The sequence below is a fragment of the Micromonospora carbonacea genome, assembly GCF_014205165.1.
GTDB classification, from domain to species: domain Bacteria; phylum Actinomycetota; class Actinomycetes; order Mycobacteriales; family Micromonosporaceae; genus Micromonospora; species Micromonospora carbonacea.
Genome location: NZ_JACHMZ010000001.1, coordinates 6,286,156 through 6,300,243, shown reverse-complemented (window position 1 = coordinate 6,300,243; position 14,088 = coordinate 6,286,156). Strand labels below are relative to the sequence as shown.

Annotated in this window: 9 protein-coding genes and 1 pseudogene; 4 read left to right on the top strand and 6 right to left on the bottom strand. The window is 69.0% G+C overall.

The features are described 5' to 3' along the window. Window positions 1-16 precede the first annotated feature (16 nt). Window positions 17-766, top strand: a complete 750-nt coding sequence (locus tag HDA31_RS26215; RefSeq protein ID WP_311774374.1) for an alpha/beta hydrolase — start codon at window positions 17-19, stop codon at window positions 764-766. A gap of 199 nt (window positions 767-965) precedes the next feature. Here the strand turns inward: HDA31_RS26215 and HDA31_RS26210 are convergent, their stop codons facing one another. The 3 genes and pseudogenes from HDA31_RS26210 to HDA31_RS26200 all read right to left on the bottom strand — a co-directional run. Further along, the gene (locus HDA31_RS26210; protein WP_260422583.1) at window positions 966-1,577 is read right to left on the bottom strand and encodes an IS701 family transposase; all 612 of its coding nucleotides are present in this window, start codon (window positions 1,575-1,577) and stop codon (window positions 966-968) included. An 81-nt stretch (window positions 1,578-1,658) separates the two neighbouring features. Beyond that, a complete protein-coding gene (locus HDA31_RS26205) occupies window positions 1,659-2,213 on the bottom strand; it encodes a P-loop nucleotide/nucleoside kinase family protein (protein ID WP_178063183.1) in 555 nt (184 codons plus the stop codon). Window positions 2,214-2,343: 130 nt separating this feature from the next. Then, a pseudogene (locus HDA31_RS26200) lies at window positions 2,344-2,913 on the bottom strand (IS701 family transposase); the annotation flags it as partial. 382 nt (window positions 2,914-3,295) lie between these two features. Here HDA31_RS26200 and HDA31_RS26195 point away from each other — a divergent pair. Continuing rightward, complete coding sequence (locus HDA31_RS26195; protein ID WP_178063184.1) at window positions 3,296-3,847, top strand: hypothetical protein; 552 nt, start codon at window positions 3,296-3,298, stop codon at window positions 3,845-3,847. A 108-nt stretch (window positions 3,848-3,955) separates the two neighbouring features. On the opposite strand, the gene HDA31_RS33225 is transcribed toward HDA31_RS26195, so the two are convergent. Continuing rightward, window positions 3,956-7,393 (bottom strand): CHAT domain-containing protein, encoded by a 3,438-nt coding sequence (locus HDA31_RS33225; protein WP_178063185.1) that lies wholly within the window; start codon window positions 7,391-7,393, stop codon window positions 3,956-3,958. Then, complete coding sequence (locus HDA31_RS26185) at window positions 7,390-7,797, bottom strand: hypothetical protein (RefSeq protein WP_178063186.1); 408 nt, start codon at window positions 7,795-7,797, stop codon at window positions 7,390-7,392. The genes HDA31_RS33225 and HDA31_RS26185 overlap by 4 nt, the downstream gene beginning before the upstream one ends. Before the next feature lie 139 nt (window positions 7,798-7,936). Between HDA31_RS26185 and HDA31_RS26180 the strand changes: the two genes are divergently transcribed. Next, window positions 7,937-8,695, top strand: a complete 759-nt coding sequence (locus HDA31_RS26180; RefSeq protein WP_178063187.1) for a relaxase domain-containing protein — start codon at window positions 7,937-7,939, stop codon at window positions 8,693-8,695. Between the two features lie 252 nt (window positions 8,696-8,947). On the opposite strand, the gene HDA31_RS26175 is transcribed toward HDA31_RS26180, so the two are convergent. Then, window positions 8,948-9,208, bottom strand: a complete 261-nt coding sequence (locus HDA31_RS26175; RefSeq protein ID WP_178067075.1) for a helix-turn-helix domain-containing protein — start codon at window positions 9,206-9,208, stop codon at window positions 8,948-8,950. Between the two features lie 359 nt (window positions 9,209-9,567). Here HDA31_RS26175 and HDA31_RS26170 point away from each other — a divergent pair, with 359 nt between their 5' ends. Further along, the gene (locus HDA31_RS26170) at window positions 9,568-14,031 is read left to right on the top strand and encodes a LamG-like jellyroll fold domain-containing protein (protein WP_178063188.1); all 4,464 of its coding nucleotides are present in this window, start codon (window positions 9,568-9,570) and stop codon (window positions 14,029-14,031) included. Window positions 14,032-14,088 lie beyond the last annotated feature (57 nt).

The window sequence follows — 14,088 nt, the reverse complement described above, 5'->3', positions numbered from 1 at the left end:
CGTCGCAGGGATCACGATGTTTCCGGTTACCCAACGGTACCGAGGCACGAGGAGGAACCAAACGGCCATGGCCACATTTCTACTGGTACACGGCGCCTGGCACAGCGGGCGGAGCTGGGACCGGATAGTCCCGCTCCTGGAGTCGGCTGGGCACCGGGTGCTCGCGCCGTCGCTGACCGGCTACGGCGACAAGGCACACCTGCTGGGCCCCGAGGTCGGGCTCAGCACCCACATCGACGACATCGTCGGCCTGATCGAAGGCGAACGACTCGACGACGTCGTGCTCGTCGGGCACAGCTACGCCGGGTTGGTCATATCGGGAGTTGCCAACCGGGCCCCGCAGCGGATCGCGCACCTGGTGTTCCTTGACGCGATGGTCCCCGAAGACAGCGAGAGCGCGGTCGACGTCCTTCCGGTCACCAAGCAGCTCATCGACGTCGCCGTGGACGGGTGGCGGGTTCCGCCGATGCCGGAGCAGCCGCCGCCGATCGGCTTGTTCGGGGTCACCGATCCCGACGACGTCGCCTGGTTGCGCTCGATGCTGTCGGACCACCCGGTGCGGTCCCTCCAAGAGCAGGTCCGGCTGGACAACCCGGCCGTGCGCACGATCCCACGCACACACATCCACTGCGTTAAGGGTCGGCCGGCGGGCATCACCCTACGTCCCGTCCCAGCAGGCGACCGGGTACGGGAGCTACCGACCGGCCACGACTGCATGATCACCATGCCTGTCGAGCTCGCCCGACTGCTGCTCGAGGCGGTCTAGTGTGTCCGCCCGATCGTGGACGTGGATGAACCAGTGCGTCCGACCATCGGCCTACGCGACCAATGCGTCGCTTAGTACTCCAGCCGCAGATGGTGGATTCGGTGTCGTCGCTGGTAGTGGGCCCGTTTGGCGCGGAATTGGTGTCGGCGTCGCCATCGTGACCATCGATGTACGTGGTCGAAGGGTGGGGTGGTGGTGATCAGGTGTGCCAGGAGACGGCGGACCTCGCCGAGACTGAGGGGCACGAGCTGTTCATGATCAGGTTCTGGGTCCCCCTTTTGGCGTGGGCGGTGGTGACGGCGAGGTAGGCGTGGGCCCACAGAACGAGCGTTATGTGGCGGTACCAGGCGTCGTAGCGGCGGACCTGGTAGTGGTCCAGGCCGACTTCGGTCTTCGCGCTCTGGAAGCACTCCTCGATCGCCCACCGGGTTCCCGCGACGCGGATCAGGGTTTCGTCGTCGGTGTCGGCGGGGCCGAAGCACAGGTAGTAGGCACGGTCGTCGGGGTTGGCGATGCTGCGTCGGATGAGCAGCCAGTGCCGGTAGCCGTCGGTGCCGGTGTCGGGCAGGGTGGCCGTAGCCCAGTCGTAGAGCCGCGGTCCCTTCGCTCCGTCTCCGCAGCTGCGCCGCTTCCACGCCTCAACGGGAGCGCCGGCGGCGAGGACGTCGGGCCGGGAGTTGCCTACCGCCGTGGGGATGCGCTGGTTGCGAGGCACAGCGAGGACGTAGCCGATCCTGTGCTGCTCCACACGGGTGCGGAACTTCGAGTCCTGGCCGTAGGCCTCATCGGCGGTGACCCATCGGGCTGGCAGTCCGGCGGCGATTGTCGGCGGCCAGCTGAATTTCCCCGTGGACGGCCAGTACCAAAGCTACGCAAGGTAACGACAGGTACCTCATCGCCCTGCGTTCGCAAAGGCAACGATCTCGTCGAGTCCAGGGCGATAGCCGTCGCTGGTGTCCACCTCGATCGCGGGCACGTCGAGCCGGATGGGCTGGAAGCCGTCGTGGCCGACGGCATGGGTTTGATGGTCGCCGAGGTAGGCGTCGGCATGGGCACGCCGAGTCGCGTTCTCGTCCTGCCGTCGCTGGACACGGTCAAAGGCCGTCTGCGCGTCGACCTGGCAATGCACAACCCGGATGTCGGCGATCCCGATCAATGGCTGCAGGCCGGGGCACCACAGGCGGTCTTGGAAGGCCGCCTCGGCGACCGTGGTGACGCCTGCGGTCAACAGCAGTTGAAGCACCTTGAAGAACGTGGGCAGGGTCCTCAGGGACAGCTCGTCGGCCGGTGCGGCGATGAAGTCGCCGGCCGCGTGGACCATGCCCTCCTTGATCTCGTCCCGGCAGATCGCCGGGCAACCGATTCGCCGGGCGAGCAGGTGGGCGAGTGTCGTCTTGCCAGCCCCCGACGGTCCGCTGATGACGACAAGGGTCGGCGTTGTTCCCATCACGTCGTTATAGCTCGGCCAGGTGCGCGGCGCAGCACCGGGAGGGATCAGCGCTGAGTAGTCATCTACGGCCAGATACCTCCCCGCTAAGTGGCCGCCAGCGGGGAATCTGAACTGGCCACCAACAGGCGATGGCGCGGTCGAGCATGCGTAGGCCGAGAGCGGGTTTGGTGGCGAACCCGACCCCGGGGCTGATCGCGGCCTCGGCACGGCGGGCGGGGTCGTCACACCAGCCGCGCGGCAGGTACAACTCCCGATCGACCAGGGTCCGGCCTGCCGGGGTGGCGTAGGCAAGGAACACCCCGAGCTGGCAGTTCTCCGTCCGACCGGCCGTGCCGGAGTACTGGCGCTGCACCCCGGCCGACTTGATTCCCTTCTTGAGGAATCCCGTCTCGTCGACGATTAGCACCCCGTCGTCGTGGCCGAGGTACTCGTTCACGTAGGCGAACAGGTCGTCACGAACAGCGTCCGGATCCCACACGGATTTGTTGAGCAGCCGTTGCATCCGATTCGGCGTGGTGTCACCGGCAGCTTCGGCGAGGGTCCAGCCGTTCTTGCTGGCCAGGTGCGACAGCAACCCGACCAGGTAGGCCAGCGCCTGCCGGCGTGGCTCTGCACGCCCGAACCGGTGCGCGAATCGCGCCAGCAGATCGTCCAGCCCTGCCTGCCAGCCCACGATCTCATCGATCAACACAAGCACGGGAGCCTGCCCGCCCTACAACTGACCACAACAGACAGGAAGTGCGCTCACCCAGCTCACCCCGCGACTAGCATCGACATCCGCAGCTACCCGGCCGACGCCGGGAAGGCGTCAACCATGGCGATGAACTGCGGAAACTCCAGATCAGGCAGGTGCGGCTGGAGTATTAGTACTCCAACGTCATTTGGCCTGCCTGCGCTGGTAGTGGGATCGGCGGACTCGGGTGCTGACCGTCGATGCCTGCCGGGGGCAGGTCCGACAGACATCGGCCGTCGGCGTTCGACCTGGCCGACAGGCGGGGGAGTGCCCGGCCGCTGACGCCCGGGGCGAAGCGGCCGGGCCGCCCCCTGGCATGAATAGGACAACGGTCCATAATGGACTGATGCCCGACGTTGCCAGTGAAGTAATGAATGCGATCCTCGACGAGAGCGAAGCGCACATCCAGAAGACCGGGCAGGTGCCTCGGCCGCAGGTGCACATCGTGGCCGAGGACATGGACGAGCCGTACCAGTACATCGGTTACATCGCCACCCGGCCGTTCTACCGGGGAGCCGACGCGGCCACCGCGGTCGCCGACCTTGGCCGCCTGCCGTCCGCGCTGGCCGCGACCAGGCTATTCGTGGTCTGGGAAGAGGTCGACCTACGACTGGCGCTGGAGATGCCGAATCATCAACCGGTCCACGGCCTGTCGGTCGTCGACGTCCGATCCGATGGTCACACCATGCTGTGGCTGCCGTTCGAGGTAGCCCAAGACGACGCGGGAATTATCGTGATCTGGGGGAAGCCGACCCGCCACGAGAACGTCAAACTGCACGCACCCATCGAAGCGCTGATCGAGACGTGGCGTGCGTCCTGCGGGGATCTGGAACGCACCGTCCTCGACCTGCAGGGATCCGGCTACCAGATCAATTGGTCCATCGCGTTCAAGAAGTGACGCGGGCCCACCCGGGGTAAGCGGGCCTGCGACGCCCGTCGCGGTCCACGGCGGCAGTCGTGGACAGCGGCAGTGGCGCACGACGGCCCGACAGCCGGTGTCGCCGCCCTACAGCCCGAGATGCACGTGGCTGGCCCACCGGGATGGCCGGTCCGGGTGCTCGTCGCGTAGTCGGGCAACCGCCTGCCGTAGGGCGCGGGCGGCGCGGCTCGGATCCGCCCGGCCGGCGGTGAGTGCGGCGTACACGTCGTGGGCGATCGACGCTGCCGCGTCGTCCCTGACGTTCCACAGGGTGCCGATGACACGTGGATAGCCGGCCAGGTGGAACGCGGACGCGATGTGGATGACCTCGTCGGCGAGGTCGGTGGTGGTGACGGCGGTGTCGCAGGCCGACAGGTACGCCAGTGACGCCGACCGCAGCCGCAGCCGGGAGATCCCCGTAGCGGTCAGTGGCTCGGTGACGTGGTCGTGCAGGAGCAGCCGACTGTCCGAGGGGTTTGCTGCGGTGGTGGCATGGCAGGCGAAGTGCGCCCAGGTGCTGTTCTCCATGGCCTCGATCACCGCGGCGGAGACCGCCTGCGGGCCGATCAGGGTGCGGGCCTGGGGTGCCTGCTCCGCGACGAGGGCGGCCTCGCGCAGTGCGGCGGGCAGGTCCGTCTCGTTTGGGGTGTTGGGCATGCCGACCACCAGCGTCCGTCCCGGTTCCGTGGACGTGCCGGCGGCGCGGGCGTGGATCAGCGCCCGGATCGACGGTGTGTACGACGGGATGCACTGATCCAGCACCGACGGCCCGTGCGGGCGTCCTGCCGCGTGCAGCGGCAGAAGGGTGAGCGGACCGGTCGGCACCCACCACAGCCGGTCGTCCGGTGCCGGAGCGAGCGCATCGAGAACGGGGCTGGCAACGGCATCCCACAGCCACGCCAGGGTGTCGGTGATGATCGTGTCGCCGCGTTCCTGCCGGGTGCGGAACATCGAGGGGATATCGTCACGGACCGCTGGGAGGAACCGCGCCACCACCTCGGTGAGCCGGTCCGAGGTGAGGTCGGGCAGCGGCAACGCCCGGATCCCGTCCGGGGTGACGAGGAGAGCGTCGCAGCGGTGCGGGCTGACGTTGACGAGCACGATCGGCCCTGCGGTAGCCCCGGCGGTGAGGTCGGCGGCCACCGGCGGCAGGAGGAAGCGATCCAGTCCGGGCGACCTACGGATCCGGGCCACCACCGCGTCGAGTTCGTCGGCCCACCTCCGACGGTCCTCGGCCGCATGCTCGCCCCCACTCTCAATCCTCGCGCTGAGCAGGTCGAAACGGTCGGCAAGCGCCGGGTCGTGCGCACGTAGTTCGGCCAGGTCGGTTCGGCCGTCCAACGCCTGTGAGGTCAGCACGGTACGGCCCAGTTCGAGCAACTCGACCGCGCGCTGCGGGGACCCGCCGGCCACCGCGAGCGCAGCCGCGTCCCGAGCCAGGCCGGCAAGGCGACCGAGCCAGTACTGTGCGTCGGTACGGTGCAGGCCCCGCGCGGCGCGCAGCGGCAGCAGCCTGACTGCGGTCTCCAGGCCCTGCGCGGCCAGGTCGGTCCGGCCGGCGGCGACCGCGATGTCGCCCCACGCTCGGGCGGCATCGAGTCGTGGGCCCACTGCCGCCGTCCGGTGCGCCGCCGCCGTCCGCAGCACGTCGATCGCCTCGATGAAGTCCCTCTCGTCGGCGTTGACGGTGCGCCGGGCGTCGAGGGCGTGCGCGAGGATGCTCAGCATCGTGCTGCGGCGGGGGTGGTCGGGGGACAGGGAGTCCAGGGCCAGACGGGCCAGGTCGACGGCCTCGTTGAGGGCCGTCGTGTCACCGGTCTGCTCGGCGCGTAGCCGTAGCGCGTCGGCGAGCACCGCTTGGGCCGTTGGCCGCTGCGGATGCTTGGACGGGGCCTCGGACAGGGCCTCACGCAGCAGTCCGACTGCGTCGTCCAGTTCGGATGTGTCAGTGGTGAAGCGACTGCGCTGCGTCTGGAGCACGGCAAGGCTCGCCACGTGGTTGAGTCGGAGCGGATGGTCGGCCGGCACCGCCGCCGTGGCCTCGTGCGAGGCCTCGAAGGCGGCGTCGAGGTCCACCAGGTTCCCGGTACGGTCGAACAGCGCGTGTAGCGACTCCGACAACACCAGCTGGTAACGCGCGTGTTCGGGATGAACAGGCGGAACCGCCGCCACTGCCGTGCGTCCCGCGTCGATGGCCTCGTGCAGCGACTGGAGTTCGCCGGTGCGCCGGTACCGGGCGTCCAGCGTCCGGGCGAGGTTCGCGTGGTAGGCGGCGAGCATCCAACCGACACCTTGGGGGGCAGTCGCGGCGGCCCGGCCGAACGTGATCGCCTCGTCGAGGACGGCGAGAACGCCGGTGAGCGCGTACCGGGCCTCCAGGAAGTTGCACAGCATCATCGCTGCCTGTGCCCAGCGCCGGTCGTCGGGCCGCAACCACCCGAGGGCGCGACGGCCGTCTGAGATGGCCTGGTCGAGGTCGTCGACGTCGCCGGTGGCACGGAACCGAACGTGCCGGACGGTGGCGAGGTTGACCAGGCACGTCGCGGCATTGTCGTCGTGGTCGGGCAGCACGTCGACCGCCGCCGCAGACGCTGCGATCGACTCGTCGAGACTTGCGCGGTCACCGGTCGCCTCGTACCAGATGCGCAGTGCGGTCCCCAGCGCGTCCAGCCGTCGCGCCGGCGTGTCGCCGGCCGGGTACCTGCCGGCCTGCCGTGCCGCGCGAACGGCGGCGGTCACGTCGGCGAGGTCACCACCGTGCTCGTAGCGCTGTTGCAGGAGTTGGCTGAGGTCGACCAGGTAGAGCCCCCGACGGGGGTCGTGGTCCGGCATCACGGCCAGGGCGTCGCGCACCGCCCGACAAGCCTGATCCACCGATTCCGGCGCTAACGTGGCGAGCGCCTCACCCACGGCAGATCGGGCGATGTCGAGAGCGTCCGCCGGCCTGTGGGTCACTCGCGGCGGCGACGTTGCCGCCGTGAACGCGTACCCGTGGTCGGCGAACGTCGCCATGGTCGTGGCGAAATCTGGCGGGTGGATGCTCCGCCAGGTGGCCAGCAGGGTGTCGATCGGCGCGGGCAGCGGGGCCCGATGCCGCGCCCGAGCCGCCTGCCGCCGCATCGGCGACCCGATGCCGGCGCCGACGACTGCGGGGAGGGGATACCAGGCCAGGCTGTGGTCGCCGGCCGTGGCTTCCAGGACGACCAGGGAGCTGCCACCCACCAACGGTTCCCCCAACGCGGCCATCAGATCAACCTGCTCCCACACCACCAGCAGGTGACTGGCGGGCAGCGCCGCCGCAGCGAAGCCCAACGCGCCGATCGCCGTCGCCGCGTCCGTGCCGCTGGCGAAGGCCCGCGCCTCGACACAGCCGACGTAGGGCTGCCGCAGACCCTCGACGAACAGGTGGACCTGGGGCCGCGGTGCCATCGCGGTCAGCCGCAGCTGCTCCTCGGCGGCCCTCCGCACGCTCTCCCGGACCCGGTCGAGATACTGGTAGCAGCTCACCGGTGCCTGGCCGGTCACTGGCCGGTGAGAGGATCCTCGGTGCCGTCCCCGGTAGCGTCGGGTCGGGCGAGCGCGCGGATGATCCGTTCGATGTCCCGCGCCGAGTAGTTACTGGCGTCGGTCAACCCGTCCTCGTCGACCTTGATGCGCTTGCCCCGGTGCCGGTCGAAGAACGCCTTGAGCCCAATCCCGACCGCGACCCACGCCGCCGGAGTATCAGCCACCGCCACCAGGGTCGTCATGAGATCACTGCCGGTGGTGCGGAACGCCGCCGGGCTCCGCTGCACTGCCACCTCCTGCGCGGCCAGCAGTGCCCGCACCTCACCGACGTACTGCTCAGTTACCACGAACTCCACGACACCGGGCTGCTCAGACCGCTGCCAGGTCAGGATGATCTCTTTGGTGTCCGAGTCCGTAACCATGCCTGACGTCCCTCCCGACTATCGACAGTGGAGCAACACACTGTAGCGGTGAGGGCCAGCCTGACAGGTGAGCCACGATGATCACTGATGGCGTGACTGTGATAGCCCTGGCGGGTGAACGCCCACGAGGAGAGAGCACATGTCTGAAGACCAGTCCGACGCAGCCGCGATCATCACCGAACTACTCGACCCGGGCCTCTCCCCGCAGGCCTTCCGGGCGGACCAGACGACACCCGTCCAGGCAACGGCCTGGCTCGGCGGCAGCGACGCACTGCAACAGCTCGGCCTGCGCCCGGGAGCACCGGTTCACGCACCCGACCTGACGCACGTCCTGCTTGGGCGACACGCCCGTAGCGGCGTACGGGTGCTGCCCGACCCGGCCCTGTACAACCTGGTCTACCTGGCCCCCCGCTCCCTGTCGATGGCGTGGACGCAGCTCGACGCTGCGGCGCAGATCGCCATCGAGGAGGCGGCACGCACCGGTATCCACCGCATGCTGGAGCACCTGATGCGCTGCGTCCCGCTGATCGACGGGGTCCGCCCGGCGCGGTCGTTCGTCGCCGCGTTGGTGTCTCACGCGGTCGGCACCCGTTCCGCCGCGGCAGGACCCATCCCGCCGATGCTGCACGTCCACTGCTGCCTGTTCGCTGTCCAGGACGAGGATGGGGCACTGACCCAGCCCGACGAGCCGGCGCTGGCCGACGACGACGTCCAGCGCGAGTGTGACGCCCTCGTCGAGACTCACCTGGCGAACCGTCTCGTCGCGCTCGGCTACCGGGTCAGGAACACCGCCGGGGCGGTCACGGGTCACTCCTTCGAACTCGACGGAGTGCCCCAGTCCCTGCTCGACAACGAGGACTTCTGGCGCAACACGGGATGTGCGACCGCCGGCGGATGACAGGACACCGGACGTCGCCGTCAATCAGCGCCCAGCCCGGCCTTGATCCTGGCGGTGTCGCGCGGAGCGCGGATGGCCGCCGGGCCCGGCGCGGTGTCCGGCGACATCGCGATCGGTGCCGTCGGCAGGGGCGGGCGGCTGCGGCCTCCGGCACCATCTGCTCGGGGCAGTCGACGTCGATCGGTCGGCCGTCAGCGTGGGGGACGCCACTCACCGGGAGCTCCCCGGAGCAGACGGAGCCGATGAGCCCCGTCAGCCTCGTGCCCGGCTCGGGCGGTGCATCGTCCGGTAACGGCCGGGCGGGGCACCGTGGGAGCGGGTGAAGGCGCGGCTGAACGCCGGCGCGGAGTGGTAACCGACGGCCGCCGCGATGGACTCGACGGGTTGGTCGGTGGTCCTCAGGCGGTCGGCGGCGAGGTCCAGCCGCCATTGGACCTGTCCTGCGTTGGCCGTTTCGTGCGTGAGTGGCGCAAGGAAGCGGGCACTCGAAACGTCTGCGCGCGCCGTGGCCAGAGAAGCCGCTTACCTCTCTCCTGCTGTCGTATTGATCACACCCTAGGTCGAGGTTTCGCTGCAACGGGTGGCTCTGTGTCACGAGGGTGACCTGTCGCTGTGGGGCGTGCCGAGTCACCTTCAGTGATCGAGGCAGGTCGAAGCGGTTCGGAGATGGCGACCGCCCGTCGGGTTGTGTGACTGCCCCGCCCGGCCAGGTGATGTTACGCAAAGTCACGTAGTGGCTGCCGAATGCAATTTCGGCTACAGTCCCGCATCAATTGATCACCATGGGCGTCGTGGGAGGCCCTGTGCTGGACGGTATGGGCAACTCGACACCCATCGGACTCGATGGTCACGGCAGGAGCTTCCCAGAAAGGATGGGCCTGCTGCCTCGGTGCGGGGCGCTTGTGGCTTCGACTGTCACGTGGCTGCTCCTGTCGGCGACGGCAGTGGCGGTGCCGACCGTTCTCGCTGCTTCGCCGGCGCGTGGGGCGTCTCCGTCGTGTAGCGGGTCGGCGGTTTCCGAGGCTGAGGCGCTTGCTTCGGCAGCGGCGTGTGACATCCCGGTGGCGGTGGAGTCCTCGCGTTCCGAGTACACGCAGGTGGTGGCGCAGCCGGATGGTCGGCTGTCGTTCGAGTCGGCGGTGGTGCCGCAGCGTGCGCGTCAGGAGGACGGTTCGTGGGCCGATGTCGATCTGACGTTGCAGGCAGGCGGCGATGGTCTGGTCAGGCCGGCGGTCTCGGTTGCGGACGTGGCCTTCTCCGGGGGAGGAACGGGGCCGCTGGTAACCCTGCGGCGCTCCGGTAAGACGCTGCAGATGTCCTGGCCGGGCGCCTTGCCCGCCCCGGTTCTGTCCGGCGATGGAGCCACCTACCCGGGGGTCTTCCCGGACGTGGATCTCGTGGTCCACGCCACCCACACGGGGTTCACGCATGTGTTGGTCGTGAAGTCCGCTCAGGCGGCGGCCAACTCGACCCTTCGCAAGATCACTCTGCCGGTGAGCGGTGACGTCGACCTTGATGCGCAGCCGGACGGGTCGCTCCAGGCCAGCGCCGGGGCGGCGGTGATCGCTCGCACCGAGCCGGCGCGTATGTGGGATTCCACGGCCGGCTCGGCCCTCCGCTCATCCGCGGCGCGTTCCTCGACGCTGGCGGCGGGCGATGCGGCGCTGACGGGTGAGGTGGTCACCAACGTCACGGCGGGCGGGGACCTGGAGCTCATCCCCGACTCGGCGTTGCTCGACTCCGACGAGGTGACGTTTCCGCTGTTCATCGACCCCGCGTGGTCGGTGGCGGAGTCGAAGTGGGCGTACGCCACCAGTAACGGCTGCACCAACACGGACTACACGATGGCGCGGGTGGGTTACAGCCCGGAAGGGCCGTGCGTGGGGGCGAAGTTCCGCTCTTACTTCACGTTCCCGATGACCAACGGCACCGTGGCCCTGGGCGGGAAGCACATCGAGTCGGCGTACGTGCAGATGAAGCTGTACCACTCGTACTCGTGTGGTGACTCGCCCGCGCACATGTACCTGACGCCCGCGATCAACGCCACGATGAAGGCGTCGTGGTCGGGGATGACGTTGAAGAAGTGGCTCGACGCCACCGACGGGCATGCGAACAAGGCGGGCGGCTGTTCGGACTCGCCGCAGGACGACATGGTCATGAACTTCACCGGCTCGACGGTCACCAGCCAGGTCCAGACCGCCGCGACGGGAAACTGGAGCACCCTGACCGTGGGGTTCTGCGCCTGCAACGACACGGGCCAGTACGAGTCGGACCTGGAACGGTGGAAGAAGTTCCGGCCGGCCAACGCGAAGCTAGTCGTGGACTACGACTCGAAACCGGGCAAGCCGAACAAGCTCCAGGTCGCCGGTGTCGACTGTCCCGTCGACGGGGTGACCATCGGCACCACCACCCCGAAGTTCTCCGCCGTCTATCCCGACGGGGACACCGGACAGACACTGACGGGCACCTACGAGTGGATCGAGGTGCCGGCCGCCGGTATGAGCGCGGTGACGGACACGGTGCCCACCCGAAAGACACCGCCGGCTCCCGCTCCGGCTTCGGCGGGCACCCGTGGCACGACTGCCACGGTCACCGTGGTCACTGCCAAGAACTACGCGTTCCGGGTGAAGACCGTCGACCCCGCCCCGTACCAGATCGGGAGCGGCTGGTCCGCCTGGTGCCAGTTCTCCGTCGACACGTCCGTGCCGCCGCCGCCCGACATCACGCCTCCCACCTTCACCCCACCGGATACGGGCCCCGGGCCGGGTGAACCCATCACCGTCACGATTTCGACGACCGCGGCTGACGTCGCCACGTTCCGCTACAGCTTCACCGGCCCGCCCGCCACCCTGTACGGCCTGCGCGCCTATCCCGGTGACGGCGTCGGCGGATTCTCGGCCACGTTCAGCGAGGCCGCCTCGGCCTGGTACACCGACGGCACCGTCCTCAGCCCGGGCGACCTCTCCGGCGACGGCAAGCCCGACGTCGTGTTCCGCCGGCAGGAAACGGCCAGCCTCTACCTGGTCAGGGGCGACGGCGCGGGTGGCTTCCTGGGCTCACCCGAGTTCCTGGAAGGCGCGAACTGGTCCACCGCGCAGTACCTGTTCTCACCGGGTGACTTCACCGGCGACGGCGCACCCGACCTGCTCTACCGTGACGCCGCCACCCAGAACCTGTGGATGCGCCCCGGCGCGGTCGGCGGCGGCCTGCAGACCACCTCGGTGCAAATCGGCACGGGCTTCTCGACCGCCAACTGGATCTTCTCGCCCGGTGACTTCAACGGCGACGGCAAGCCCGATGTGCTGTGGCGCAAGACCGACGGCACCTTCTACATGATCCGCGGCAACGGCACCGGTGGTTGGGTCACCGGAGTCTCGGAGAACATCGGTTCCGGCTGGGGTGGCGCCGCGCTGTTCGGCCGCGGCGACTTCTCCGGCGACGGCAAGACCGACGTCCTGGTGCGCCTGAACTCCACCGGCGAGGTGCGCCTGCACCGGGGCAACGGCACGGGCGGATGGTTGGACACCGTCGGCGTCACCAAGGGGACCATCCCACCAGGTGGAGGCGTCTTCACCCCCGGCGACTTCACCGGCGACGGCAAGCCGGACATCCTCGCCGCCGTAGCCGCCGCGCCGAGCTTCGGTGAGGTCCCCGCCGTCACCAGCCCCACCGATCCGAACGTCAAGACCGCCCAGGTGACCGTCCTCGCCTACAAGTACGGCAAGAACATCTTCTGGGCCCGGAGCATCGACGCCGTCGGAAACCTGGGCAACACCAGCTCCAAGGAGGTCGAGGTCGCGAAACCCTCGCGCCCGGTCGTGAGGTGGAGCATGGAAACCTACCCCGGGCACGACCAGACTGCGGCGTTGGCGGACAACCAGCCACTGCTGGGCGACACCGACGCGGCCGGCCCTCTGGCCAACGACACGCCGCTGACCACCAGCAACGTCAGCTGGGACAACGACGCCCGACTGATAGGCGGACAGACCGCCGCCATGACGGGCACCGGGAAGCAGGCCCAGACCACCGGCCCGGTCATCGACACCACCAAGTCGTTCAGCGTGGCCGCATGGGTACGCGTCACCGACACCGGCACGACCTGCTGTAGGACCATCGTCTCCCAGGACGGCGCCGTCACCAACGGGTTCAACCTGTACTACGTCCCCAACCCGAAGCAGTGGGGATTCTCGATGTACAACGCGGACGGCACCAGCACGCAGGGAAACTTCGTGTTCGCCCCCGCGGTGGCGAACACCTGGACCCACCTGTCCGCGGTGTACGACGACGAACAGAAGCAGATGCGCCTCTACGTCAACGGAACCCTGGCCGGCACCGCCAGTCACGACTCGACGTGGAACGCCACCGGGGCCTTCCACGTCGGCTACGGCAAGTGGGGCGCCGGCCAGAGCAACACCGGCCCTGGGCAGATCGCCGACGTGCAGGTCTACAACCGTGTGCTGGTCAACCACGACTTCACCGGCCAGTTGGCCTCCGACCCCGACTCCGGTGGCGTCAACGAACCAGGCATCCTCGCACCCACCGAGGTCGGCCGCTGGGACTTTGAGTGGGGAGCCCATCCCTGCTACGTCACCGACCAGGCCGACACCTGTGACGCCCAGGACAGCACCCCGTTCGCCCGGTATCTGGCGCTCAGCCGTGGCAGTGGCATCGCCCGCGGCAACCGCGGCAACGGCCTGGAACTGGACAACCGTTACTTCCCCGAAGAAGGGGAGAACAGCGAGGTCACGCAGGAAGCGGGCCGCTCGGCCGTCATCACCGGCGTGACGACGGACGAGGACGGCGTCGACTACATCGTCTGGGCGAACACCCCCGTGCTGCGCACCGACCAGTCCTTCACGGTGTCGACCTGGGCGCGAGTGGACCGCACCGACATCACCCAGACCGTCATCGCCCAGGACGGGGCCACCCACAGCGGCTTCCTCCTGCAGTACGTCGCCGGCGCCACCGCCGACGCCGGCACGTGGAAGTTCAGCATGCCCGCGAACGCGGGAGCCACCAACGCCGCCGACACCACCAGCGTCACCGCTGCGGCACCGGAACCGGGCACCTCCTGGCATCACCTCGTCGGTGTCCTCGACGCGCAGAAACGCGAGCTACGCCTGTATCTCGACGGCGCCCTGGTCAGCACAGCGACGATGAAGACGGCCTGGACCCCGTGGCAGGCCGCCGGACCGCTGACGGTGGGACGCTCCATCGCCAACGGCACCACCACCGGCTGGCTCCACGGCGGAGTGGACGACATCTCCGTCTTCCAGGGAGCCCTCGCCCCAGCCCAGATCAACGCCCTGTACCAGACGCAGGTCGTCGAAAGCTAAGCAACCCACCACGCCTCAACCCGGGCGGGCGGATACGTGCTCATATCCGCCCACCTG

Excerpts from the sequence above, each read along its gene's own strand:
- HDA31_RS26215 (WP_311774374.1), top strand. The coding sequence starts at position 17 with ATGTTTCCGGTTACCCAACGGTACCGAGGCACGAGGAGGAACCAAACG.
- HDA31_RS26195 (WP_178063184.1), top strand. The coding sequence starts at position 3,296 with ATGCCCGACGTTGCCAGTGAAGTAATGAATGCGATCCTCGACGAGAGC.
- HDA31_RS26180 (WP_178063187.1), top strand. The coding sequence starts at position 7,937 with ATGTCTGAAGACCAGTCCGACGCAGCCGCGATCATCACCGAACTACTC.
- HDA31_RS26170 (WP_178063188.1), top strand. The coding sequence starts at position 9,568 with ATGGGCCTGCTGCCTCGGTGCGGGGCGCTTGTGGCTTCGACTGTCACG.
- HDA31_RS26185 (WP_178063186.1), bottom strand. The coding sequence starts at position 7,797 with ATGGTTACGGACTCGGACACCAAAGAGATCATCCTGACCTGGCAGCGG.
- HDA31_RS26205 (WP_178063183.1), bottom strand. The coding sequence starts at position 2,213 with ATGGGAACAACGCCGACCCTTGTCGTCATCAGCGGACCGTCGGGGGCT.